Consider the following 23,844-nt stretch of genomic DNA (forward strand, 5'->3'; position numbering starts at 1 on the left):
GTAGGGCACTGCGCATCGCCTCCGTTGGCGCGACGGTGATGGGTGATCACCGCGGTCATCGGAGCGTGGTGCAGCTCACCAGGGGTGTCAATTCGAACCGGTACGGATCCGCTGCCCCGCGACCGGACCGTGACATCGGCGCTCCGGACGGCCGCTCAGGCGTCCGGCGAGAGGCCCGCCCGCACCGACGGAGTGGTGACCTCCGCGGGTGTCTGCGGCAGGACGGTGGCGAAGTAGGAGCGGGCGGCCTCCGCCGTCCCGACGTCGCGCCGGGCCTTCTCCGACAGGAACCAGCGGTGCTCCAGGACCTCGTGGAACACCTCGGCCGGGGCCAGCCGACCGGCGAGCTCGCGCGGGATGGCCTCCACGACCGGCTGGTACACCTCCGCCAGCCAGCGCTGTGCGGCCAGCGACTCGGCCACCGGCCGCCCCGTCTTCTGCTCCAGATGCGCCCGGAACGCCACGATGTCGTTGAGCAGGCGCCGTGCCTGGCGCTCCTGCACCTCGAGCCCCGTGAGCCGCAGCAGCTCCCGCCGGTGCTGCCCCGGCTCGGCCACCCGCGTCTCCACCCGCAGCCGGGCGCCCTCCGCCGAGGTGATCAGCTCGACCTCGCCGACGTCGAACCCGAGGTCGTTGAGCCGGCGCAGCCGTTCGGTGAGCCGCCACTGCTGCTCCTCGACCCCGAAGACCTGTTCGTGGGTCACCTCGTCCCACAGCGCCGCGTAGCGCGGCGGCAGCCCCTCGGCCACCTCGATGGGGTCGATGCCCTCGGGCAGCAGGCCGCCGAACCGCAGATCGAGCAGCTCGGCGCCGACGCGCTCGCGGGCGAGGTCGACGTCGTAGGCCCGCTGGCCCGGCGAGAGGGAGCGGTGGCGTTCGACCGTCTCGGCGTCGACGAGGTAGGCCGCGAGCGCGCCGGCATCGGGCCGGAAGAGCGTGTTCGACAGCGAGCAGTCGCCCCAGAAGACGCCGGCCAGATGCAGCCGGACGAGGAGCTCGACCATCGTGTCGAGCAGCTGCTCGGCGGAGTGCCCGGCCCGGGGGCTGGAGAACAGCCAGCGGTAGGACATCGAGTACTCGAGGTAGCGGGTGACCAGGATGGCCTCCTGCGCCGCGGGGCGGTCGACGCAGATGCCGAGCACGGAGACCGTCGGGAGCCCCTCCTCCTCGAACTGGCTGAGCAGGGCGTACTCGTGGCGGGCGAGGCGCTCGTTGATCTCCTTGAGCGCGAAGACGTGCGAGCCGCTGGCCACGAACCGGACGACGTGTCGCGAGATGCCCCGCTGCGGGACCTCGAGCAGCAGGTCCGGATCCCACTGCTCCAGCGGCTCGTTCCAAGGCAGGGCGAGCAACCCCGTCGCCTCGGCGGCCGGGGGCCGGAAGAGGAACCGCATGGCGCGCTCCGGTGGTAGGCGGACGGGTCGCCGCCGTTCGTCGAGGACGACGCCGGCCCGCGGACACGATCCCACGGGACCCGGCTGCCGGCGCCCGGGACGCCGGCGTCAGCCCGTCGGTTCCGCCTGGACGAGGACCGATCCCCGACTCCCGCGCAGCGCCCGGGCCCGGAGTGCGGCGGTCGCCGCCCCGAGCAGGACAACCGTGAGCGCACCGTGCACGAGCCCTCGCTGCAGGTAGCCGAGGTCGGTGCCGTCGACCGTCCAGGTGAGGATCTCGCGTACCGACCAGAACGGGAGGACACGGCTCGCGGATCCGGCCGGGTCCATCATCATCTGCAGGCCGGACACGACCAGCAGCAGCATCGCGGCCTCCAGCGGCCGCCGCAGCAGGGCGGCGACGAGAAGGCCGAACGGCAGCGCGACAGCCACCGTCAGCCCCAGGGCCAGGAGCAGTCCCGGCCATCGCTCCGGCCGGCGGTCGACCATGATCACCGCGGCGTAGAACCCGGTGAGGGCCACGGCCAGGCCCAGGAGTCCGAGCAGCCGGCCCGCCAGCAACTCGCCCGCCCGGTACCCCGACAGCCGCAGGCGCGGATCGATCGCCTGCCCCGCGATGCCGGCGAAGGCGCTCAGGGTGCTCAGCGCCCAGGCCAGGCCGATCGCCAGGAAACGGATCGACTGACCGGTCAGGTCGTGGCGGGCCGCGTAGAAGGCCAGTGGCACGAGGACCATGAGCGCGACCACGGTGCGCCGCCTGAGCAGTTCCACAGCCGTCGAGCGCGCCATCACCGTGATCCGGTTCATCGGGGACCGCCCAGGTCGAGGACGATGTCCACCCGCTTGAGCTGCTCCGGGCGGTGGGTGACGACGACGACGGCCGCGCCGGCGTCGCGCCAGTGCCACACCCGCTCCCAGAAGTCCAGGAAGGCCTCGCCGTCGAAGCCCTGGTACGGCTCGTCCAGCAGCAGCAGGCCGGGATCCCCGAGTGCGGCGAGGACGACGTTCAGCTTCTGGCGGGTGCCCCCGGACAACTCCCCCACCGGCTGCCGATCGGGGATCCACGCGAGCTGAGCCGCGAGGTCGCCACCCGCGCGACGCGCCTGGGCGGTGTCCATGCCGCGGCCTGCGCCCACGAGGTCGAAGTGCTCCTCCGCCCGGAGCAGGTCGACCAGCGCAGGCTGCTGCGGGCAGTACCCGAGCGCTCCCGTCACCACGACGCTGCCGGCGTCCGGGCTCTCCAGCCCCGCGCAGATCCGCAACAGCGTCGACTTCCCCGCACCGTTCGGTCCGACGACGGCCGCCACCTCGCCCGCGGCCACGACGAGGTCCACCCCGTCGAGCACCGGCCGACGACGCGCCCCGCGGCCATAGCTCTTGCGCACCCCGGTGACCACGAGCCGGGGGGCGGCCGGCGACGGCGGCTCTCCGTCGTCGACGGCCAGATCCGCCGCGACGATCCGGGCGTACTCCTGCGGCGTGCCGAAGGCCGCGACCGGATCCTCCCCGCCGTCCGACAGGTGGCGGCCGGCCTCGGCGACGACCTGCTCGCAGTGCCACCCGTCCACGTTCTCCCGGCGCAACGCCCTGGTCAGGTCTGCGAGCCAGGCCTCGACCGCCTGGGGCGCGGCGCTCACCGCGTCTCCCGGACCGGCGTGACGCCCGCGCCGAGCGCCGTGCCGACGCGGGCGGCGAACAGCGCCCACTCACCCGCCTCCCGCCGGAGGAGGTCCGTCCCGGCCGCGGTCACCCCGTAGTACTTGCGCGGCGGACCACTGGCCGAGTCCACCCAGCGGGAGCGGATCAGCTCGGCTCGCTCCAGGCGACCGAGCACCGGGTACAACGTCCCTCCGGGGACGGGCCCGAGCCCCAGGTCCTCGAGCGCACGTGCCACGCCGTAGCCGTAGGACTCCCCCCGCTGGAGTTCGGCGAGGACGCACAGATCGAGCACTCCGCGCAGCCACTGCGCGCGCCGGTCGTCAGCCATGGCCGGATAGTAGCGCCGCTGTATAGCTCGGAGCTATCAAGCAGCCGATCGCGTGTCGGGGCATCGCCGGCCCTCCCGCAGGGGCCCGCCGCGAGCCTCGTGACGTGCTGGAGCGGCCACCCTTCAGGGACCCGCGCCGAGCCCGCGAGGTGTGGGGGGAAGGGTGGTCCTTCCTCAGTCGAGCTCGGTCACCCGGCCCTGCTCGCCGCGCCAGCTGGCCAGCCGGCCCGCGCGGCTGACCGCCCGCAGCCGTCGCTCGGCCTCGGGCCGGGACCGGCGCGCCGACACCAGCAGCGCCTGGTCCCCGCGCATGAGCCGGGTCGTCTCGTCCGGCACGAACGACCGCCCGTCGCGGACGATCAGCACGACGGCGGCGTCCTCGGGCAGCCGCAGCTCGGGCAGGTACACCCCGTGCAGCCGCGACCCCGGGGAGACGGTCAGCTGCATCAGGTCCGCGTCGAGCTCGCCCAGGGGCGCCGCTTCCACCTGCACGTCGCGGGGCGTGATCGGCGTGGCGATCCGCAGTCGTCGCGCCACCAGGGGCAGCGACCAGCCCTGGACCACGGTGAAGACGACCACCAGCACGAACACGGTGTCGAAGACGGTCGTCGCCCCGGGGACCTGGGCGGTGAGCGGGATGATCGCCGCGACGATCGGCACCGCCCCGCGCAGGCCGGCCCACGAGATGAACGCCTGCTGGGCCCACGGGAAGCGGAACCACACCAGGCTCGCCACCACCGACAGCGGACGGGCGAGCAGCAGCAGCGCGCCGCCCACGACGAGCGCCGGTCCCACCACCTCCGGCAGCCGGTCGGGCGACACCAGGAGGCCGAGCAGGACGAACAGGCCGATCTGCGCGAGCGAGGCCATGCCCTCGGCGAAGCCGATGCTGGCGGTGCGGTGCGGCACGGCCACGTTGCCGAGCACCACACCGCAGAGGTAGACCGCGACGAAGCCCGACGTGTGGGCCAGCGTGGCCGACGAGTACGCGAGGACGCAGAGCGCCAGCGTGGCCAGCGGGTAGAAGCCGGCCACGGGAAGTGCCACGCGGCGGAGCAGCGCGGCGCCGGCGAACCCGATCCCGATGCCGACGACCGCGCCTCCGGCGAGCTCCGCGACCACCACCACGCCGACGAGCCACCAGGGCCCGGTCGCCTCCCCCGTCAGTGACTCGGCGAGCACCGTCACGAGCAGGATGACCGGAGCGTCGTTGAGGCCGCTCTCGGCCTCGAGGGACGCCGCCACCCGGCGCGGCAGGGGCAGTCGCCGCAGCGTGGCGAAGACGGCGGCAGCGTCCGTGGAACTGATGACCGCCGCCAGCAGCAGGGCGAAGCCCCAGCCGAAACCGAGGAGGAGCACGCCGACGGCGGCCGTCACGCCGACGCTCACGGCGACGCCGACGGTGGACAGCGCGATGCCCGGGCCGATCGCCCTGCGGACGTCCGCCCATCGGGTGGTCAGCCCGCCCTCGGCGAGGATGACGACGAGTGCGGCGTACCCCAGTGTCTGCGTGAGCTCGTAGTTCTCGAACTGGACGCCGAGGCCGCTCTCGCCCATGGCGATCCCGAAGGCCAGGTAGAGGAGCAGGCTCGGGAGGCCGAGCCGGTCGGCCAGCCGGAGGGCGACCGCGGCCACCAGGACGACCAGCGCGCCGACGGCCAGCGCGACGGTGACCGTGTCGTTCACCGGGCCCCGTCCATGGGGGCAGTCTCCCGTACGCGGCTGAGGGCCTCCTTCCGACGGCGCGCGGATCCGGACGCGCGCGCAACCCGTTTGGCGGGTCGGGGAGAATGAGCACGTGAGCTCTCCCTCGTCCGCCGGACCCTTCACCGCGCTGCCCCCGCAGGTCGACCTGCCGGATGTCGAGCAGCAGATCCTGCGGCGCTGGGAGGACGGCAAGGTCTTCGCCCGGTCCCTGGAGGCCTCGGCCGGCAGGCCCCAGTGGAACTTCTACGAGGGGCCGCCCACCGCGAACGGCCGACCGGGTACCCACCACATCGAGGCGCGGGCGTTCAAGGACGTCTTCCCCCGGTTCAAGACCATGCAGGGCTGGCACGTGCCCCGGCGCGCGGGCTGGGACTGCCACGGCCTCCCGGTCGAGATCGCCGTCGAGCAGGAGCTGGGCTTCGCCGGCAAGCCCGACATCGAGCGCTACGGCATCGCGGAGTTCAACGCCCGGTGCCGGGAGTCGGTGGAGCGGCACGTCGACTCGTTCTCCGAGCTGACCCGCCGGATGGGCTACTGGGTCGACATGTCCACCGCCTACTGGACGATGGACCCGGCCTACATCGAGAGCGTCTGGTGGTCGCTCAAGCAGGTCTTCGAGAAGGGGCTGCTGGTCGAGGACCACCGCGTGGCCCCCTACTGCCCGCGGTGCGGGACCGGTCTGTCCGACCACGAGGTCGCCCAGGGCTACGAGACCCTCACCGACCCCTCCGTGTACGTCCGGCTGCCCGTCACCAGCGGCGAGTGGGCCGGCAAGGCCGACCTGCTGATCTGGACGACGACGCCGTGGACCCTGCCGTCCAACACCGCCGTCGCGGTGCACCCGGACGTCACCTACGTGGTGGCCCGGACGGACGCGGGCACGTTCGTCGTCGCCGAGCCGTTGCTGGCCGCGGTGCTCGGCGAGGACGCCGAGATCCTCGCCCGCACGGCCGGGCGGGACTGGGAGTTCGTCCACTACCAGCGGCCGTTCGAGCTGGTCGCCTTCCCCGAGGCGGACCTCCCCGAGCAGGGGTCCCACTTCGTCGTCCTGGCCGACTACGTGACCACCGACGACGGCACCGGGCTGGTGCACCAGTCCCCCGCCTTCGGCGCCGAGGACTTCGCCGTGTGCCGAGGGTACGGCCTGCCGGTCGTGAACCCGATCGACCCCACCGGGCACTTCCTCGCCGACGTCCCACTGGTCGGCGGGCACTTCTTCAAGGCCGCCGACGCCGCCCTCGTGCAGGACCTGCAGAACCGCGGGGTGCTGTTCCGCGAGCTGCGCTACGAGCACAGCTATCCGCACTGCTGGCGCTGCCACACGCCGCTCATGTACTACGCGCAGCCGTCCTGGTACATCCGCACCAGCCAGATCAAGGACCAGCTGCTCGCCGAGAACGAGAAGACCAACTGGTACCCCGAGAGCATCAAGACCGGCCGCTACGGCGACTGGCTGAACAACAACATCGACTGGGCGCTCTCCCGCGACCGGTACTGGGGCACGCCGCTGCCCATCTGGCGCAACGACGCCGACCCGGCCCGGCTCGTCGCCGTCGGGTCGCTGGCCGAGCTGTCCGAGCTGACCGGCCGGGACCTCTCCGACCTCGACCCGCACCGGCCGTTCATCGACGACGTCACCTTCACCCTGCCCGGCGAGGAGGGCACCTACCGGCGGGTCCGCCAGGTCATCGACGCCTGGTACGACTCGGGCTCGATGCCGTTCGCCCAGTGGGGTGCCCCGCACCGGAACGAGGCGGAGTTCCGGGCGTCCTACCCCGCGCAGTTCATCGCGGAGGCGATCGACCAGACGCGCGGCTGGTTCTACACGCTCATGGCGATCGGCACGCTGGTGTTCGAGAAGAGCTCCTACGAGAACGTGCTGGTCCTGGGGCACATCCTCGCCGAGGACGGCCGCAAGATGAGCAAGCACCTGGGCAACATCCTGGAGCCCATCCCGCTCATGGACCGGCACGGCGCCGACGCCGTCCGCTGGTTCATGCTCGCCGGTGGCTCGCCGTGGTCGGCGCGCCGGGTCGGCCACGAGACGCTGTCCGAGGTCGTCCGGAAGGTGCTGCTCACCTACTGGAACACCGCCAGCTTCTTCACCCTGTACGCCTCGGCCAACGGATGGGACCCGGCCGTGTCACCGGCGCCCCCGGCGGCCGACCGTCCACTCCTGGACCGCTGGGCGCTGGCCCAGCTGGCCGCCGTCACCGACGGCGTCACCGCTGCGCTGGAGGACTTCGACACCCAGGGTGCCGGCCGGCTGCTCGCCGAGTTCGTCGACGACCTGTCCAACTGGTACGTGCGTCGCTCCCGGCGCCGTTTCTGGGAGGGCGACGCCGCGGCGCTGGGCACGCTGCACGAGGTCCTCGACGGGCTGACGCGCCTCATGGCCCCGTTCACCCCGTTCGTCACCGACGAGGTGTGGACGCGCGCGGTGCTCCCCGCCCTGGAGCCGGACGCGCCGGACTCCGTGCACCTCGCCTCGTGGCCGGTGGTCGACGAGGCCGCCCGGGACGACGCCCTGGTCGGTCAGGTCGATCTCGTCCGGCGCCTCGTGGAGCTGGGCCGCTCGGCCCGGACGTCGGCGAAGGTGCGCACCCGCCAGCCCCTGGCCCGCGCCGTCGTCGCGGCGCCCGGTTGGGCGGACCTGCCGCGCGACCTCGTCGCGGAGGTCGCCGACGAGCTCAACGTGGCCGAGCTCGTGGAGCTGTCCGCGGTCGGCGAGCTGGTCGACGTGAGCCTCAAAGTGGACTTCCGGGCCGTGGGCCGCCGGCTCGGCAAGCAGGTGCAGGCAGTCGCGAAGGCAGTGGCGGCCGCCGACGCCGCCGAGCTCACCGCCGCCTACCGGGCGGGGACGGCGACGGTCGACGTCGACGGGGCTCCGGTGCCGCTCGAGGCGGGCGACCTGATCGTCACCGAGACGCCCCGGGAGGGCTGGACGGTGGCCAGCGGCGGTGGGCTCACCGTGGCCCTCGACCTCGCGCTGACCCCCGAGCTGGAGCGGGCCGGGCTCGTCCGCGAGGTGGTCCGCGTGATCCAGGAGGCGCGCAAGTCCAGCGGCCTGGAGGTCAGCGACCGGATCGAGCTGTCGTGGACGGCCGAGGGAGCCATCGCGCAGGCGCTCACCGAGCACGGCGACCAGGTCGCGGGCGAGGTGCTGGCCGCGACGGTGCACGTGGGGGTGGCCGGCGCCGGCGACGGCTTCGAGGGGCCGGAGGGTCTGCGCTTTTGGGTCGCCCGCGCCTGAGAGGGACCCCGGCCTCCCCACCCCCTCGCTCGCGCGCGGCGGTGCCCTGGAGGGTGGTGCCCTACCCGGCGACTCTCCGGTCCCGGGCGCGCTGGGCGAGGTTGCGGTCGGGAGCGCAGGCCGCGCACGGGGTGAACCCGTCGGTCCGCGCCTCGTCCAGGGGCAGCGGGATCGGGGTGTGCCCGCCGAGGTGGACGCACCCGGGCAGGTGGTACCGCGGGTGCTCGTCGATGACGAGGACCTCGTCCTTGAGGTCGACCACGATCAGCAGGTCGGTCACCTCGACCTCCTCCACCGGCGGGTCCGGCAGCTCCCCGGCGACGCCCGGGGCCTGTGCCACGGAGGCGGCGGTGGCCCCGGCCGCCGCCTGCGTCACGCCTTCAGCAGGGGTCGCGGTCCCTGCCGCGGCGGGCTCCGCGGGAGCACCGGGCGCCTGCTCCGGGGTGGACCCCGGCCGCTCGTCGGCGGTGCTGACGGGCTTCTCCGTCCGCGCGGTCGCCGCGGTCGTCCGGGCGTCCGCGGCGGTCGGCGCGGCCAGCCGCTTGCGGGCGACGAACAGCAGCACCGCGGCCACGACGCACACGGCCACGCAGCCCCAGTAGAGGGCGGTCACGCCGGTGAGGACGCCCGCAACGAAGAGTCCCAGGCCCAGGAGCACCAACAGGCCGGCAGCCAAGATCACGCTGCGACTCTAGAAGGACCCGCTCCTCCCCACACCTCGCAGGCTCGGCGCGGGCGCCCGCAGCAGGCCGAAGCACGCGACAGGGCCCCCGGACGGGTGTCCGGGGGCCCTGTCGCGATGCCCGCCCGCCGACCGCGCCCCGGTGAGGGAGCGGTGCGGAGCAGGAGTCCGTGCTTACGCCGGCGCGTGCTGGTTCTGCCGGTTGGCAGCGGCCGGCTCCGCCGAGCCCCGGCTGTCGAGGTCGCGCAGGTGGGACTCGAGGTAGGACCGCAGCCGGGTGCGGTACTCGCGCTCGAAGGTGCGGAGCTCCTCGATCTTGCGCTCCAGGCTGCTGCGCTTCTCCTCGAGGCTGCCCATCACCTCGACGTGGCGACGCTCGGCGTCCTGGTCGAGGGCGGCGGCCTTGGCGCGGGCCTCGCGCTCCATGGTCTCCGCACGCGTGCGCGCGTCGCCGACCATGGACTCGGCACGGTGCTTGGCCTCGGTGACCATCTGCTCGCTCTTGGCGCGCGCATCGGTCATGAGCCGCTCGCTGTTGGTCTTGGCGCCGGTGAGCATCTGCTCGGCCTGCGTCTTGGCCTCGTTGACGTACCGGTCGGCCGTCTCCGTGGCGAGCGCCAGCATGCGGGAGGCGCGCGCGCTGTCGTCCTCGCGCGGCTGCTGGACCGGCGGCGGAGGCGCGGGGGCCGCCACCGGAGCCGGCGCAGGGGCCTCCTCCATGCGGGCGGCACTGCGGCCGTTCCCGGCCCGGAGCTCGTTGTTCTCCTCGATGAGGCGGGCGAGCTCGGCTTCCACGACGTCGAGGAAGGCGTCGACCTCGTCCTCGTCGTAGCCCCGTTTGCCGATGGGCGGCTTCTTGAAGACGACGTTGTGCACGTCGGCAGGCGTGAGTGGCATCGGGGTCACCTCGGGTCGGACGGCGGGAACAGGGACGTTCTCGGGCGAGCGGCAGCGTGCGTCGCCCGTTCCACGGCCCTGCCCCGGGTGGGATCAGGGATCACGCGGCAGCAGCGGCGAGTGAGGTCGTGAGGCCACGAAGGATCAACACGGCGATCAACAGCACCATAAACCCGAGGTCCAGTCGGATGGACCCCAGGTTCAAGGGTGGGATGACCTTGCGCACCGCCTTCAGCGGAGGGTCGGTCGTCGTGTACACGACCTCGAGCCCGGCGGCGACGAGACCGGAGGGGCGCCAGCTGCGCGCCAGCACCATCACCCAGTCGACGACGAACCGCGCGAAGAGCAGGACGAGGAAGACGAGCAGCACCGACGAGACGATCTGCCAGAGAAGAGCCACGGTCCTCGTTCGTTCGGGGCACTGCGCGTGCCGTTGCCACAGACGCGCGAGCTCCCCTCACGCATGCCTAGGACTGGTTGAAGAACCCGCCTTCGCGGATCCGGGCCTTGTCCTCGGCCGTCACGTCGACGTTCTGCGGACTGAGCAGGAAGACCTTCGCCGTGACGCGCTCGATACTACCGCGAAGCCCGAACGACAGACCGGCAGCGAAGTCGACGAGACGCTTGGCGTCGGCGTCGTCCATCTCGCTGAGGTTCATGATCACGGGCATCCCGTCGCGGAAACGCTCACCGATGGTGCGCGCCTCGTTGTAGGTGCGCGGGTGGAGCGTCGTGATCCGGTAGGGCTGCGGCGCCGGCGCGGGGGCCGGCTCGGCGACCACGGCGACCGGCTCGCGGACCGCCAGCTTGGCCGCCGTCGCGCCGACCGGGCCGCTGCCCATGGCCGATCCACCGATCGCGGACCCGCCCATCGCCGACCCGCTCATGGCGCCGACGCGCGAGGGACCCGCCCCGGCGCCCGCCGGCGCGAGGCCGATCGGGCGCACGGCGCGCTCACGGCGCACGGGCAGGGCCTCGGGCTCGCGGGCCGCGGGGACCTCGTCCTCGAGGTCATCGTCGACGTACCCGCTGCCGGCGTACTCGTCGTCGTAGCGGTCGTCGTACCGGTCGTCGGCGTAGCGACCGCCGTACCGGCGGTCGTGCTCCGGGTGCTCGGACTGACGGGTGTCGTACCGGCCGTAGCCGCGGGCGTCGTCGTCCTCGACGAGCCCCAGGTAGATACCCATCCTCCGCATGGCTCCAGCCATCGGACCTCCCCCTCTGCTGGCGTCCTGCGCGTTGCCTGCCGACCCGGCCTCCTCGGTCCCACGGGGCTTCCGGGGACCGGGTGACCGGTGTGACTCATGTGGCTGGTGAGATCTGATCTCCGTCGCAGGGTAGGGGCCGGTCGCCGAAGATCGCGGTTCCGACACGCACGACCGTCGCACCGGCCGCGATCGCCGCCTCGAGGTCCCCGCTCATGCCGGCGGACAGCTCCACAGCCTCCGGATGGTCGCTCCGCACCCGGGCGGCGAGGGCCGCCAGCCGGTCGAAGGCGGGGTGGGGGTCCTCCCCCCGCGGGGCGACGGCCATGAGTCCGCGCAGCCGCAGACCCGACGACGCCGCCACGAGGTCGGCCAGGGCCGGGACGTCGGCCGGCACCGCGCCGCCGCGGGCGGCGAGCTCGCCGGCCGCTCCCCCCAGGTCGACCTGCACGAACACGTCGACCGGACGGCCGGCCTGCTCCCCCGCGCGATCGAGCGCGCGGGCCAGCGACTCGCGGTCCACGGTGTGCACGACGGCCCCGAGCCGGGCCACGGCGGCCGCCTTGTTGCGCTGCAGTTGGCCGACGAAGTGCCAGCGCACGTCGAGGCCGCCGACCTCGGCCGCCTTGGTCAGCAGTTCCTGGGCGCGGTTCTCACCGAAGTCCCGCTGCCCCAGCGCGGCCAGCGCAGCCACGTCGGCCGCCGGCCACGTCTTGCTCACCGCCAGGAGAGCCACCGATGCGGGGTCGCGCCCCGCATCGCGGGCCGCGGCATCGATGCGCGCCCGCACCGCGCGGACGTTCTCCTCGAGACCGGGCATATCGGTGATCCTGCCCCGCGCGGTGAGGTGCTGGAACGGCTGCCCTCCAGGGGCCCGCGCCGAGGTCGCGCGGCGTGGGCGGCCTCCTTCAGTCGAGCCAGACGATGCCGGCCTGCCGCCCCGTCACGCCGTCGCGCCGGTGGGAGAACAGCTGCGGGTCCTCGACGGTGCAGCGCGGGTCCTGGACCACCTCGGGGATCCCGGCGCGGCGCAGGATCTCGGCGACGCCGGCCCGCAGGTCCAGGCCGGGGGTGCCCTGGCGGGTGCGCACCGCCGCGGACGGCGCGACGCGGGCGACGTCGGCCTGCATCTGGGCCGGCACCTCGTAGCACTCGCCACACACCGCGGGGCCGAGCAACGCGGTCACGTGCCGTGCCTTCGCCCCCAGGCTCGCCATGGCGGACAGGGTGGCGGGGACGACGCCCTGCCGCACTCCCTCGCGGCCGGCGTGCACGGCGGCCACCACACCGGTCCGGTGGTCGGCGAGGAGTACCGGCACGCAGTCGGCCACGAGGACGCAGAGCACCAGGCCGGGGGTGGCGGTCACCAGGGCGTCGGTCCCGGCCACCGCGCCGTCCTGCGGGCCGTCGACCACCGCGACCCGGGTGCCGTGGACCTGGGACATCCAGACCAGCCGGTCCTCGGGGACGCCGAGCTCCGTGGCCACCCGGGACCGGTTGGCGCCGACGTCCGCGGGATCGTCGCCGACGTGGTCACCCAGGTTGAAGGAGTCGTACGGGGAACGGGACCGGCCGCCCCGCCGATCGGTGACGACCCGGCGGGGTCGTACCGACGGCGGAGCGGCCGGGGAGGTGCTCATGTGGGCTGAGTCTAGGAGTGACGTGGCCTACGAGGTGACGTGCTGGAGCGGCCCCCTGCAGGGACCCGCCGAGGCTCCGTCCCGAGGCTCACCCCGAGCGTGCGAGGGGTGAGGAGGACGGGGTCCTTCTACGGTGGGGGCAGGGGGTCCTTGGCTCAACCCTTCAGGAACTCCGGGATGTCCAGCTCTTCCTCGAAGTCCTCGTTCGACAACGGACGACGCCCTGCGACCGGCCCGGGGATCGGCGGCAGCGGGGGCACGGTGATGCCTCCGCCGGTCGCCGCCGGCGCCGGCCGCGACGACGCGACCGGTACCGGAGCGGGTGCGGCCGCCGGGGCGGCGCCGGAGGTGGGCGCCTGGGCGGTCTGCGGGACCACCCGCCGCTCCGTCGCCGGCTGCTTCGCCGCCGGGGTCAGCGGCCGACGGTAGGGCGGCAGCCCGGCCGGCGCGGCCGCAGCGGCTGCGCCGGTGACCACGGTGTTCGCGGCGTCCTTGCGCTGGCTGGGACGGCCGCTGTCGAAGCCGGCGGCGATCACGGTCACCCGCACCTCGTCACCCAGGGCGTCGTCGATGACGGCACCGAAGATGATGTTGGCATCCGCGTGCGCGGCGTCGGACACCAGCGAGGCGGCCTCGTTGATCTCGAACAGGCCCAGGTCGGACCCGCCCGAGATCGACAGCAGCACGCCGTGGGCGCCCTCCATCGAGGCCTCCAACAGCGGGCTGGCGATCGCCTGCTCGGCGGCCAGGAGCGCGCGGTTGTCACCGCGCGCGCTGCCGATGCCCATCAGCGCCGACCCGGCGCCGGACATGACCGACTTGACGTCGGCGAAGTCCAGGTTGATCAGGCCGGGCGTCGTGATCAGGTCGGTGATGCCCTGGACACCGGACAGCAGCACCTGGTCGGCGGTGCGGAAGGCGTCCATGACGCTCACGTTCCGGTCGCCCAGCTGTAGCAGCCGGTCGTTCGGGATGACGATGAGCGTGTCGCACTCGTTGCGCAGCTCCTCGATGCCCGACTCGGCCTGCACCGCGCGGCGCTTGCCCTCGAACGCGAACGGGCGGGTGACCACACCGATGGTGAGGGCACCCAGCTTCCGCGCGATCGAGGCCACGACGGGCGCGCCACCGGTTCCGGTGCCACCGCCCTCGCCTGCCGTCACGAAGACCATGTCGGCCCCCTTGAGGACCTCCTCGATCTCCTCGCGGTGGTCCTCGGCCGCCTGCCGGCCCACGTCCGGCTGCGCGCCGGCGCCCAGCCCGCGCGTGAGCTCGCGGCCGACGTCGAGCTTGACGTCGGCGTCGCTCATCAGCAGCGCCTGCGCGTCGGTGTTGATCGCGATGAACTCGACCCCCTTGAGGCCGACCTCGATCATGCGATTGACCGCGTTCACCCCGCCGCCGCCGATACCGACGACCTTGATGACCGCTAGATAGTTGTGCGGAGGTGTCATGCGGTGCTCCCCAACTGGACCCTCATCCTCAAGTTCAGCCTTACAGTTATGTCAACTAGGTCGACAGGGACGAAGTTAGGACCGGCCGAGAGGGCGACACAAACACCCTCCAGAGGTCGGCGTGTCGGGTGGAGCGGATCGCACCGAACTCAGCCGACCCGATGGTCACAAGAGCACCACTAGGTGTGACGACCCGCGCCGGAAACGTCTCATGCAGTGGTGCAGACCCTGGGAGCTTCCTGGGGACGGAACCGGTGAAAGAGATGTTGCGCGTCGGGCGTGTCGCAAGCCCTGGCGTGTCGATGGATCCGGTACCCGGAGCGGTCCGGAATCGCGACGACACCGTCCGCTACGGCGACCACGACGGCGGGGACCGCGGCACGTCCGGGGCGTGCCCGCCCGGGCGAACACCGAGGCCCGCGGAGCCCTCCGACTAGCGGAGGACGACCGAGTCAGGGGTGCTGACGTCGATGGTGGTGGCCGGTTCGAGGGCTCCGGCGGCGATCTGCTCGAGCAGTCCCACCAGCGCGGCCGACTTCTCGCCGGACTCCGTCGCGTCCCCCCAGCGCACCACCGTGCCGTCGGTCAGGGTCAGTGAGATGTCGTCGGGGCCGGTGGCCGCGGCGCCGGACACCTGGGCGCGCACAGCCGCCGGCAGCGAGCCGACCGCGGCGACACCCGCGAGCGTGGCGGGGTCGTCCGGACCGGGTGCGGCGACGTCGAGCGGCACCACGCCCTCCGGTGGGGCGCCGGTGACCATGTCGAAGAGCACACCGTCGGCGTCGATCAGCGAACGCCATCCCGCTTCTCCGACGACGGCGACAGGGACCCGCTCGACGACGGTGATCACGACGCTGTCGGGCCAGTCGCGCGTGACCTCGACGTCGGCGACCTGGGGCAGCCGCGCCACCCGGGCCTCGGCGGCATCGACGTCGACGCGGAGCAACGGGGTGCCGGAGGCGATGCCGGCCGCCTCCTGGACCTGGTCCGCCGGGAGCGTGCGCAGCCCGTCGACCTGAACGGCACGGACGGCGAGGACAGGGCCGGCCAGCAGCAGCCAGGCGATCGCGGCCGCCGCGACGACGAGCGCACCGAGCTGCACCAGGCGCCGCTGCCGCGGCCGGAGGCGGGCCCGGCGGCGGGCCAGCGGGGTGACGGGCCCCGACGGACGGCGGGCACTCCCCCGCCGGCGGTTGCCGTGCCGCTCCGGCCCCCGGCGCCCGCCGCCCGCGCGCGTGGCACCACCGGTCGCACCCGTGGCGGCCTGGCGCTCGGCCCGCCGCCGGGATCGTCCGCCGCGGTCCCGCGTCGTGGTGCCCGACCGGCTCACCGGTCCGGACCCGCAGCAGCCGAACGGAGCGCCTCGAGCACCTCCGGTCCGACCATCGACACGTCGCCGGCCCCCATGGTCATCACCAGGTCGCCGGGACGCGCCCGCGCCGCCAGCGCCGGTGCTGCCGCCGACCACGACGGCTCGAACACCACGCGGCCGGCAGGCAGCGGCACCGCGTCGGCGACCATCGCGCCGGTGACCCCGGGGACCGGGTCCTCGCGGGCGCCGTACACGTCCATGACCACGACCTCGTCCGCCAGCGCCAGGGCCTGTCCGAAGCCGGCCGCGAACTCCTGCGTCCGGCTGTAGAGGTGTGGCTGGAACGCCACGACCAGGCGCCCGTCACCGGCGACGGCCCGGGCCGCCTTGAGCTGCGCGGTCACCTCGGTCGGGTGGTGGGCGTAGTCGTCGTAGACGCGCACGCCCGCGACCACGCCCTTCAGCTCGAACCGACGGTGCACCCCGCCGAACCGTCCGAGACCGTCGATCAGCTCGGCCGCGGGGAGTCCGAGCTCCAGCCCCGACAGGAGGGCGGCGGCACTGTTGAGTGCCATGTGCTCCCCCGGGACCTGGATCCGGACCCGGCCGAGCCCGACGCCGTCCAGGGTGGCGGTGTAGCTGGTGGCATCGGGCCCGACCCGCAGCTCGGTCAGCCGCAGGTCGGCGTCCGGTCCGGTCCCGTAGGTGCGCACCCGCGCCGCAGACGGCACCGTGAGCAGCCGGGCCGCCCCGGGATCGTCGGCGCAGACGGCGACGAAGCCCTCGGGGTGCACGGTCTGGAGGAACCGGTCGAACGCGGCCTCCACGGCGGCGAGGTCGCCGTAGTTGTCGAGGTGGTCGGCCTCCACGTTGGTGACGATCGCCCCGAAGGGGGCCAGCAACAGGAACGAGCGGTCGCTCTCGTCGGCCTCGGCGACGAAGATGTCGCCCTCCCCCGCGTGCGCGTTGCTCCCCGACTCGTTGAGGTCGCCGCCGATGGCGAAGGACGGGTCGACCCCGCAGGCCTGGACGGCGACGGTGAGCATCGACGTCGTCGACGTCTTGCCGTGGGTGCCGGCCACGGCGACGCTCCGGCGTCCGGCCATGACCGCCGCCAGCGCCACGGCGCGCGGCAGCACACGCAGACCGCCCGCCCGCGCGGCCGCCAGCTCCGGGTTGTCGGGGCGGATCGCGGTGGACACCACCACCGTGTCGACGCCGGCGACGTTGGCCGCGTCGTGGCCCACCGAGACGTCGGCCCCCAGCGCCCGCAGAGCCAGGAGGGTGGGGGTGTCGCGCCGGTCGCTGCCCGAGACGCGCACACCACGGGCGAGCAGGATCCGCGCGATGCCGCTCATCCCGGCGCCGCCGATGCCCACGAAGTGCACGGCGCCCATGTCCTCGAGGGAGGGCACCGGGTCGCTCCAGTTCGCCACGTCAGCGGCGCTCATCGGCCCGCCACCTCCAGCACGATGTCCGCCAGCCGCTCGTCGGCGTCGCGCGCCCCTGCCGCGGCCGCGTTGCCGGCCAGCGCGGCCAACCTCGCCGGATCGGTGAGCAGCGGCAGGAGGTGGGCACCGATCCAGGCGTCGTCGAGCTCGGCGTCCTCGACCAGCAGTCCGCCACCGGCCTCGACGACGGGCAGCGCGTTGCGCCGCTGCTCGCCGTTGCCGATGGGGAGCGGCACGAAGGCGGCGGGCAGCCCGACCGCGGACAGTTCCGCCACGGTCACCGCCCCCGCCCGGCAGAGCGCGACGTCGGCCGCGGCATAGGCGAGGTCCATCCGGTCCAGGTAGTCGACGAGCACGTAGGGAGCTGTACCCGACGGCCGCTCCGGAACCGTCACGTGGGTGTTCTTGGGGCCGCGCGCGTGCAGCACCTGGACGCCCGCGTCAGCCAGCCGGTCGGCCGCGGCCGTCGCTGCCCGGTTGAGCGTCTGGGCGCCCTGCGAGCCGCCGAAGACCAGGAGGGTGGGCCGGTCGGCGTCCAGACCGAACTCCGACCGGGCCTGCGCCCGCAGGGCCGCCCGGTCGAGCGTGCCGATCGCGGTGCGCAACGGCATCCCGACGTGCTCCCCGCGGTGCAGCGGGGTGCCGGGCACGGTGACCGCCACGCGGGCGGCCAGCCGGGCGCCGATGCGGTTCGCCAGCCCCGGCAGCGCGTTCTGCTCGTGCACGACTATCGGTATCCCCGCCCGCCCACGACCGGCCCGACGCGCGGCGAGGTAGGCCGGCAGCGCCACGTAGCCGCCGAAGCCGACGACGACGTCCGCGGTCACCTCGTCGAGCACCTTCCTCGTGTCGGCGACCGCACGCCGGACCCGTCCGGGCACCCGCAGCAGGTCGGGCGTCGGCCGGCGCGGCAGGGGCACCGGCGGGATCAGCCGCAGGTCGTAACCGCGGGCCGGGACCAGCCGGGTCTCCATGCCGCGCGCGGTGCCCAGGCAGGTGATGACCAGGTCGCCGTCCCGGCGGCGCAGGGCGTCCGCCAGGGCCAGCATCGGCTCGATGTGGCCGGCGGTGCCCCCGCCGGCCAGGACGACGCTCAGGGGACGACTCATCGGGGGCCTCCGGGCCGGCGCGGAGCACCGGACGTCGGGCCCTGGCGACGCCCGTTCCCGGCCGGACGGCGGTCGCGTGGTGGGACCGGCCGCGCCCGGGAATCCGCGGCACCGCGGCCGCGCTCCCTGTCCCGCTCCCGGTCCCGGTCCGATGGCGCCGCCGGCGGGACGACCTCGCGGGCGGGGCGGGACCGGGTGTGCAGGAGCGTGCGCCCACCGGAGCCGACCGTGCGGGTGGGGCGCTGCTCCTCCGGCCGGCGCCGCGGCCGGACCGGCTCGACGGCCGCGGTGGGCACGGGCAGCAGGAGCCGGGCGATCCGGCCGCGCGGCTGGGTGCGCTGGTGCTCGATGGCGGCGGGCTCGGAGCGGGCGAACCGCGCCAGGAGCCCGACGATGAACAGGGTGAGGATGAGGGAGGTGCCACCTGCCGAGATCAAGGGCAAGGTCACGCCGGTCACCGGCAGCAGGCCCACGACGTAGCCCATGTTCATGGCGGCCTGGCCGATCAGCCAGACGGTGATGCCCACGCAGGCCAGCTGCACGAACCGGTCGGCCGAGCGGGAGGCGATGCGGAAGCCGGCCCAGGCCAGCACGCCGTAGAGCGCGATGACGACCAGGCAGCCCAGGAAGCCCAGCTCCTCGCCGATGATCGCGAAGATGAAGTCGGACTCCGCCTCGGGGAGGATGTTCCACTTCATCGCGCTGTTGCCCAGTCCCACCCCCCAGAAGCCGCCGGTCGCGAGCGCGTAGAGGCCACGGATCGCCTGGAAGCCGGTGTTGGTCGGATCCGCGAACGGGTCGAGGAACGAGGTCAGGCGGGCCATGCGCACCGGCGAGAGCAGCGCGACGACGCCCAGCAGCGCGGCCCCGGCGAGGAACGCCCAGCCGAACCAGCGCAGCGGCATCCCGCCCGCCCAGAGCAGCCCGACGAGGACCAGGCCCAGGCTGACGACGCCACCGAAGTCGGGCTCGGCGATCACCAGCAGCGCGAGCACGCCGAAGACCGGTACGACGGGGACGAGCAGCGACGACGTCGTCAGGTAGCGCTCGCGCAACGCGAGCACGTGGGCACCCCACAGGGCGAACACCAGCTTGCCCAGCTCCGAGGGCTGGAAGTACGTGAAGCCGAGGTCGATCCACTGACGGGCGCCGTTGAGCCTCACCCCGATCCCCGGGACGAGGACGAGGAGCAGCAGGACGGCGACGACGATCAGCGCGATCGGCGACCACCGCCGGATGAGACCGATGGGCAGGCGCAGGGCGACGAGCATCGCCCCGATGCCGAGGACGGCCCAGACGAGCTGCTGGACGCCCGGCGCCCAGGCGGACTGGTCGTCCAGCGCCGCCTCGATCGACGAGGCGGAGAAGACCATGACCAGGCCGATGGCGAGGAGCAGACCGGCCGAGCCGAGGACCAGGTGGGAGCTGGTCATCGGACCGTCGAGCCAGGCCGGCCCCCGGAAGCGCGGTACGCGCTCGTGACGGGTCGGGGTGGCGCGCTCGCGGACCGTGCGGTCGTTGCCCGACGGCCGGGGACGGGCGCCGGACCTGGTGCCGGATCTGGTGCCGGCGGTCACCGGTGCCCGCCCCTCGCGTCCGCCCACATACCGCCATCGTCGCTGCTGGCCGCCCCGGGCCGGGCGATCCCGGGCGCGTGTCGTCCCAGGTGGACCAATGATCGGCGGTCCTGTGACCGACCCGTCACAGGCCGACGAAGTTCAGCCAGTCGGCGTAGAACAGGCCGATCCCGAACGCCACGGCCATCGCCGTCACCAGCCAGAACCGCACGATGACCGTGTTCTCCGTCCAGCCCGCCAGCTCGAAGTGGTGGTGCAGCGGCGCCATGCGGAACACCCGGCGGCGCGTGGCGCGGAAGAAGGCCACCTGGATGACCACCGAGAGCGTGACCGCGACGAAGAGCCCGCCGAGGACGACGAGGAGCAGCTCGGTGCGGGTGACGATCGCCAGACCCGACAGCAGCCCGCCCAGGGCCAGGGAACCGGTGTCGCCCATGAAGATCCGCGCGGGGCTGGTGTTCCACCACAGGAAGCCGAGACAGGCGCCGAGCCCCGCCGCGGCGACGAGGGTGACGTCGAGCGGGTCACGGACGGTGTAGCAGCCGTCGATGGCCTCGGTGGCGCAGTCGTGGGTGAACTGCCAGAAGGAGATGAAGATGTAGGAGGCGAACACCATCGCCGAGGAGCCCGCCGCCAGGCCGTCCAGACCGTCGGTGAGGTTCACCGCGTTGGAGAACCCGGCGATGAAGAGGTACGCGAGGATCACGAAGGCGACCGAGCCCAGCGCGAACGGGGCGATGTCGCGGACGTAGGAGACGACGGTGGACGCCGGGGTCACCCCCCGGCTGTCGGGAAAGTTGATCGCGAGCACCGCGAACGCGACCCCCACCACCAGCTGCCCGACGAGCTTGGCGGTCTTGTTCAGCCCGAGGCTGCGGCGGTGGCGGATCTTGAGGTAGTCGTCCAGGAACCCGACGGTCCCCATGCCGACCATGAGGAACAGCAGCATCAGGCCGGTGGCGGTGAAGCCCCAGTTGTCCTGGTCGCTCAGGAAGAGGTGCGCGGCCACGTAGCCGCCGACGGTCGCTCCGACGATGACCGTGCCGCCCATGGTGGGCGTGCCCTTCTTGGACAGGTGGCTCTCGGGACCGTCGTCCCGGATCTCCTGCCCGAGCCCCTGGCGGCGGAACGCCCGGATGGCCAGCGGGGTGAGCAGGATGGACAGGATCAGGCTGAACCCGGCCGCGATCAGGACCGACCTCATGCCTCGCCCCCGTCGGTCAGCAGGTCGGCGGCGAGCAGCTCGAGCCCGTAGGCGCGGCTGGCCTTCACGAGGACGACGTCTCCTGGACGGAGCACCTCCGAGAGCAGTCCACGGGCAGCGGCCCGGTCCGGCACGTGCACCGACTCCTCTCCTGCGCGGCGGCCGGCGGCGACCGCGCCTTCCGCTATGCCTACCGCATCGGCACCCACCGCAACGATCAGGTCGACGCCGGCGGCTGCCGCGTCGCGGCCCAGCCGGTCGTGCTCGGCCGGTGCGCCGGGCCCCAGCTCGCCCATGGCGCCCAGGACGGCGATCCGTCGGGTGGCCGGCAGTCCGGTGAGCGCGGCGAGCGCCGCCCGCATGGACTCCGGGTTGGCGTTGTAGGCGTCGTTGACCACGACGACGCCGTCGGCGCGGCGGTCGACCTCCATGCGCCAGCGGCTGCGGGCCGTGGCGTTCGACAGCGCCGCCGCGACGTCGGCCGGGGTCATCCCGGCGGCCAGCGCGGCCGCCGCGGCCGAGAGTGCGTTGGCGACCTGGTGGCCTCCGGTCACCTGCAGGGCGACGGGGTGCTCCTCCCCTGCCGCGACCAGCGTGAACCGGGGCCGTGCGGAGTCGTCCAGCGTGACGCCGGTGGCGCGGACGGTGGCGTCGTCGCCGAGGCCGGTGGTCACGACCGTGGCGACGGTTCGCGGCGCCATGCCGAGCACGCGCGGGTCGTCGGCGTTGAGGACGGCGGTGCCCTCTTCCGGGAGCGCCTCCACCAGCTCACCCTTGGCCTGCGCCGTGCCCTCCGGACTGCCGAACTCGCCGAGGTGCGCCGAGCCGACGTTCAGGACGACGCCGATGCGCGGCGGGGCGATGCGGCACAGCCGGGCGATGTGCCCCGGGCCGCGGGCACCCATCTCCAGCACGAGGTAGCGGGTCGACGCGTCGGCGTCCAGGACGGTGAGCGGCAGCCCGATGTCGTTGTTGTAGGAGCCGGGCGGGCTCACCGTGGGGCCGGCGGCCGCGAGCACCTGGCCCAGCAGGTCCTTCGTGGAGGTCTTCCCCGAGGAGCCGGTGATGCCGAGGGTCACGAGCCCTCCGGCGACCAGCCGGGCGTGCACGCCGGCGGCCAGCCGGCCGAGCGCGACGACCGGGTCGTCCACGACCACCGTCGGCAGGGCGGCGTCGGGCCGGGTGGCCAGGGCGCCGACGGCACCGGCCGCGGCCGCGGCACCGAGGAAGTCGTGCCCGTCGACCCGCTCCCCGACCACGGCGACGAACAGGTCGCCGGCGCCCACGGCGCGCGAGTCCAGCGTGACCTTCCCGGTCACCGGCGCGCCGAGGGGACCGGTCAGCTCACCACCGGTGAGCTCGGCCACCTCGGCCAGCGTCAGCCCGATCACGTCGTTCCTCCTGCCAGGACCTCGCGGAGGACGTCACGGAGCACGCTGCGGTCGTCGAAGGGGTGCACGGTGCCGGCGATCTCCTGGCCGGTCTCGTGCCCCTTTCCCGCCACGAGCAGGGTGTCGCCGGGCCGGGCGAGGGCGACCGCCGCCGCCAGCGCGTCCCGTCGTCCGGGGACCTCGTGGACCTCGGCCCGCCGGTCCTCGGGAACCTCCCGCACGCCGGCGAGCATCGCGGCGCGGATGGCGGCCGGGTCCTCCGAGCGCGGGTTGTCGTCGGTGACGACGAGGACGTCGCTGGAGGCCGCGGCAGCCGCGCCCATCCCGGGTCGCTTGCCGGGGTCCCGGTCGCCCCCGCAGCCCAGCACGGTGATCAGCCGGCCCTCGGTCGACCGGCGGAGCGCCTCCAGCGCCGTCGTGACGGCGTCCGGGGTGTGCGCGTAGTCGACGACGGCGACGAAGGGCTGGCCGGCGTCGACCGGCTCCATGCGGCCGGGGACGACGGTCGTGGCGATGCCGGCCAGTGCCGTCTCGACCGGGACGCCGGCGGCGTCGAGCAGCGCGACGGCGAGCACGGCGTTGGCCACGTTGAACCGCCCGGGCAGGCGGAGCCGCGCCGGCCACGACCCGCCGGGGCCGGCGAGGGTGAAGGTGGAGCCGCCGTCGGGCGCCGTCGCCACGTCGGTGGCCGACCAGTCGGCCGGCCCGGTGGTCGACACGGTCCCGGCGTCCGGGCGCAGGCCGGCGAGGCGCCGGCCCGCCTCGTCGTCCACCGTGACCAGCTCGCAGGCGGCACGGCCGTCGAAGAGCATCGCCTTGGCCTGGAAGTAGTCCTCGAGGGTCTCGTGGAAGTCCAGGTGGTCACGGCCCAGGTTGGTGAACCCCGCGGCGGCGAACCGCACGCCGCCGACCCTGCCGAGCACCAGCGCGTGGCTGGAGACCTCCATGACGACGGCGGCGACCCCGGACGCCGCCATCGTGGCGAGCAGCGCGTGGACCGCCGGCGCCTCCGGGGTCGTGCGGACGCTCGGGAAGGCGGTCTCGGTGAGCGTGCCGTCGGCGGCGCGGCTCCGGGTGCGCGTCTGCACCGTGCCGATGAGCCCGGTGCCCAGCCCGGCGGCGGCCAGGCCGGCCTCGACCAGGTAGGCGGTGGTGGTCTTGCCGTTCGTGCCGGTGATGCCGAGGACGGTCAGCTGGGCGCTCGGCCCGCCGTGGACGCGGTCGGCCACCAGACCGAGGACCGCCCTGGGGTCGTCGACGACGCAGACGGGCAGGCCGGTGGAGCGGGCCGTCTCCAGGCCGGTCGGGTCGGTGAGGACGGCGACCGCACCACGCTGGGCGGCGTCGGCGGCGAAGCGGGCGCCGTGCGTCCGCGCCCCCGGGAGGGCCGCGTAGAGGTCACCGGGTCGGACCTCGCCCGAGGCGAGGGTCACGCCGGTGATCGTCGGCGTGTCCCCGGACCGGCCGGCGGCGGGTGCGCCGACGAGATCGGCCAGGTCGGCCAGCGTCAGGGGGGTGGCCTGCGGTCGGTCCCCCGCAGGCCGGGGGGCCGACCCGGCAGCGGTCGGGGTCACGGGGCTC

The 23,844-nt window shown here is 74.0% G+C and carries 20 protein-coding genes; 1 reads left to right on the plus strand and 19 read right to left on the minus strand.

Annotation, left to right across the window (positions count from 1 at the left end; genetic code table 11):
- Positions 1–155 precede the first annotated feature (155 nt).
- From CRP30_RS18190 to CRP30_RS18210, 5 genes are all read right to left on the minus strand, one after another.
- Complete coding sequence (locus CRP30_RS18190) at positions 156–1,394, minus strand: DUF4032 domain-containing protein (protein WP_097185435.1); 1,239 nt, start codon at positions 1,392–1,394, stop codon at positions 156–158.
- Between the two features lie 108 nt (positions 1,395–1,502).
- Positions 1,503–2,201: a hypothetical protein gene (locus tag CRP30_RS18195; protein ID WP_200814848.1), complete on the minus strand. Its 699-nt coding sequence runs from the start codon at positions 2,199–2,201 to the stop codon at positions 1,503–1,505.
- Positions 2,198–3,031 carry an ATP-binding cassette domain-containing protein gene (locus CRP30_RS18200; RefSeq protein ID WP_200814849.1) on the minus strand — a complete coding sequence of 278 codons (834 nt, stop codon included), beginning with the start codon at positions 3,029–3,031 and terminating at the stop codon, positions 2,198–2,200. Before CRP30_RS18200 ends, CRP30_RS18195 begins: the two co-directional genes overlap by 4 nt.
- Positions 3,028–3,381, minus strand: coding sequence for a PadR family transcriptional regulator (locus CRP30_RS18205; RefSeq protein WP_097185436.1), 354 nt, complete (start codon positions 3,379–3,381; stop codon positions 3,028–3,030). The genes CRP30_RS18200 and CRP30_RS18205 overlap by 4 nt, the downstream gene beginning before the upstream one ends.
- A 174-nt stretch (positions 3,382–3,555) precedes the next feature.
- On the minus strand, positions 3,556–5,067 hold the full coding sequence (locus CRP30_RS18210) for a potassium/proton antiporter (protein ID WP_097185437.1): 1,512 nt from the start codon (positions 5,065–5,067) through the stop codon (positions 3,556–3,558).
- A gap of 112 nt (positions 5,068–5,179) precedes the next feature.
- On the opposite strand from CRP30_RS18210, the gene ileS reads away from it, so the two are divergent.
- Entirely contained in the window at positions 5,180–8,341 is a 3,162-nt protein-coding gene (ileS, locus tag CRP30_RS18215; protein WP_200814850.1) for an isoleucine--tRNA ligase, read from the plus strand.
- A gap of 61 nt (positions 8,342–8,402) precedes the next feature.
- Here the strand turns inward: ileS and CRP30_RS18220 are convergent, their stop codons facing one another.
- The 14 genes from CRP30_RS18220 to CRP30_RS18285 form a co-directional block, all read right to left on the minus strand.
- Positions 8,403–9,023, minus strand: a complete 621-nt coding sequence (locus CRP30_RS18220) for a hypothetical protein (protein ID WP_097185438.1) — start codon at positions 9,021–9,023, stop codon at positions 8,403–8,405.
- Between the two features lie 174 nt (positions 9,024–9,197).
- Positions 9,198–9,920 carry a DivIVA domain-containing protein gene (locus tag CRP30_RS18225; protein ID WP_097185439.1) on the minus strand — a complete coding sequence of 241 codons (723 nt, stop codon included), beginning with the start codon at positions 9,918–9,920 and terminating at the stop codon, positions 9,198–9,200.
- A gap of 100 nt (positions 9,921–10,020) precedes the next feature.
- Positions 10,021–10,320 carry a YggT family protein gene (locus CRP30_RS18230; RefSeq protein ID WP_097185440.1) on the minus strand — a complete coding sequence of 100 codons (300 nt, stop codon included), beginning with the start codon at positions 10,318–10,320 and terminating at the stop codon, positions 10,021–10,023.
- Between the two features lie 67 nt (positions 10,321–10,387).
- Positions 10,388–11,128, minus strand: coding sequence for a cell division protein SepF (locus CRP30_RS23300; RefSeq protein ID WP_097185441.1), 741 nt, complete (start codon positions 11,126–11,128; stop codon positions 10,388–10,390).
- A 94-nt stretch (positions 11,129–11,222) separates the two neighbouring features.
- A complete protein-coding gene (locus tag CRP30_RS18240) occupies positions 11,223–11,945 on the minus strand; it encodes a YggS family pyridoxal phosphate-dependent enzyme (protein ID WP_097185442.1) in 723 nt (240 codons plus the stop codon).
- An 88-nt stretch (positions 11,946–12,033) separates the two neighbouring features.
- Positions 12,034–12,765, minus strand: coding sequence for a peptidoglycan editing factor PgeF (gene pgeF / locus CRP30_RS18245; RefSeq protein ID WP_097185443.1), 732 nt, complete (start codon positions 12,763–12,765; stop codon positions 12,034–12,036).
- Positions 12,766–12,920: 155 nt separating this feature from the next.
- Positions 12,921–14,219, minus strand: a complete 1,299-nt coding sequence (gene ftsZ, locus CRP30_RS18250; protein ID WP_097185444.1) for a cell division protein FtsZ — start codon at positions 14,217–14,219, stop codon at positions 12,921–12,923.
- A 433-nt stretch (positions 14,220–14,652) separates the two neighbouring features.
- Complete coding sequence (locus CRP30_RS18255; protein ID WP_235003528.1) at positions 14,653–15,549, minus strand: cell division protein FtsQ/DivIB; 897 nt, start codon at positions 15,547–15,549, stop codon at positions 14,653–14,655.
- Positions 15,546–16,982: a UDP-N-acetylmuramate--L-alanine ligase gene (gene murC / locus CRP30_RS18260; RefSeq protein WP_097185445.1), complete on the minus strand. Its 1,437-nt coding sequence runs from the start codon at positions 16,980–16,982 to the stop codon at positions 15,546–15,548. Before murC ends, CRP30_RS18255 begins: the two co-directional genes overlap by 4 nt.
- Entirely contained in the window at positions 16,979–18,091 is a 1,113-nt protein-coding gene (gene murG / locus CRP30_RS18265) for an undecaprenyldiphospho-muramoylpentapeptide beta-N-acetylglucosaminyltransferase (RefSeq protein ID WP_097185446.1), read from the minus strand. The genes murC and murG overlap by 4 nt, the downstream gene beginning before the upstream one ends.
- Positions 18,088–19,524 (minus strand): putative lipid II flippase FtsW, encoded by a 1,437-nt coding sequence (gene ftsW / locus CRP30_RS18270; protein WP_097185664.1) that lies wholly within the window; start codon positions 19,522–19,524, stop codon positions 18,088–18,090. The genes murG and ftsW overlap by 4 nt, the downstream gene beginning before the upstream one ends.
- A gap of 268 nt (positions 19,525–19,792) precedes the next feature.
- The gene (mraY, locus tag CRP30_RS18275) at positions 19,793–20,872 is read right to left on the minus strand and encodes a phospho-N-acetylmuramoyl-pentapeptide-transferase (protein WP_097185447.1); all 1,080 of its coding nucleotides are present in this window, start codon (positions 20,870–20,872) and stop codon (positions 19,793–19,795) included.
- Positions 20,869–22,263, minus strand: a complete 1,395-nt coding sequence (locus CRP30_RS18280; protein ID WP_097185448.1) for a UDP-N-acetylmuramoyl-tripeptide--D-alanyl-D-alanine ligase — start codon at positions 22,261–22,263, stop codon at positions 20,869–20,871. Before CRP30_RS18280 ends, mraY begins: the two co-directional genes overlap by 4 nt.
- A complete protein-coding gene (locus tag CRP30_RS18285; protein ID WP_097185449.1) occupies positions 22,260–23,837 on the minus strand; it encodes a UDP-N-acetylmuramoyl-L-alanyl-D-glutamate--2,6-diaminopimelate ligase in 1,578 nt (525 codons plus the stop codon). The genes CRP30_RS18280 and CRP30_RS18285 overlap by 4 nt, the downstream gene beginning before the upstream one ends.
- Positions 23,838–23,844 lie beyond the last annotated feature (7 nt).

It is taken from the genome of Blastococcus haudaquaticus (assembly GCF_900230285.1).
In the GTDB taxonomy this organism is placed as follows: domain Bacteria; phylum Actinomycetota; class Actinomycetes; order Mycobacteriales; family Geodermatophilaceae; genus Blastococcus_B; species Blastococcus_B haudaquaticus.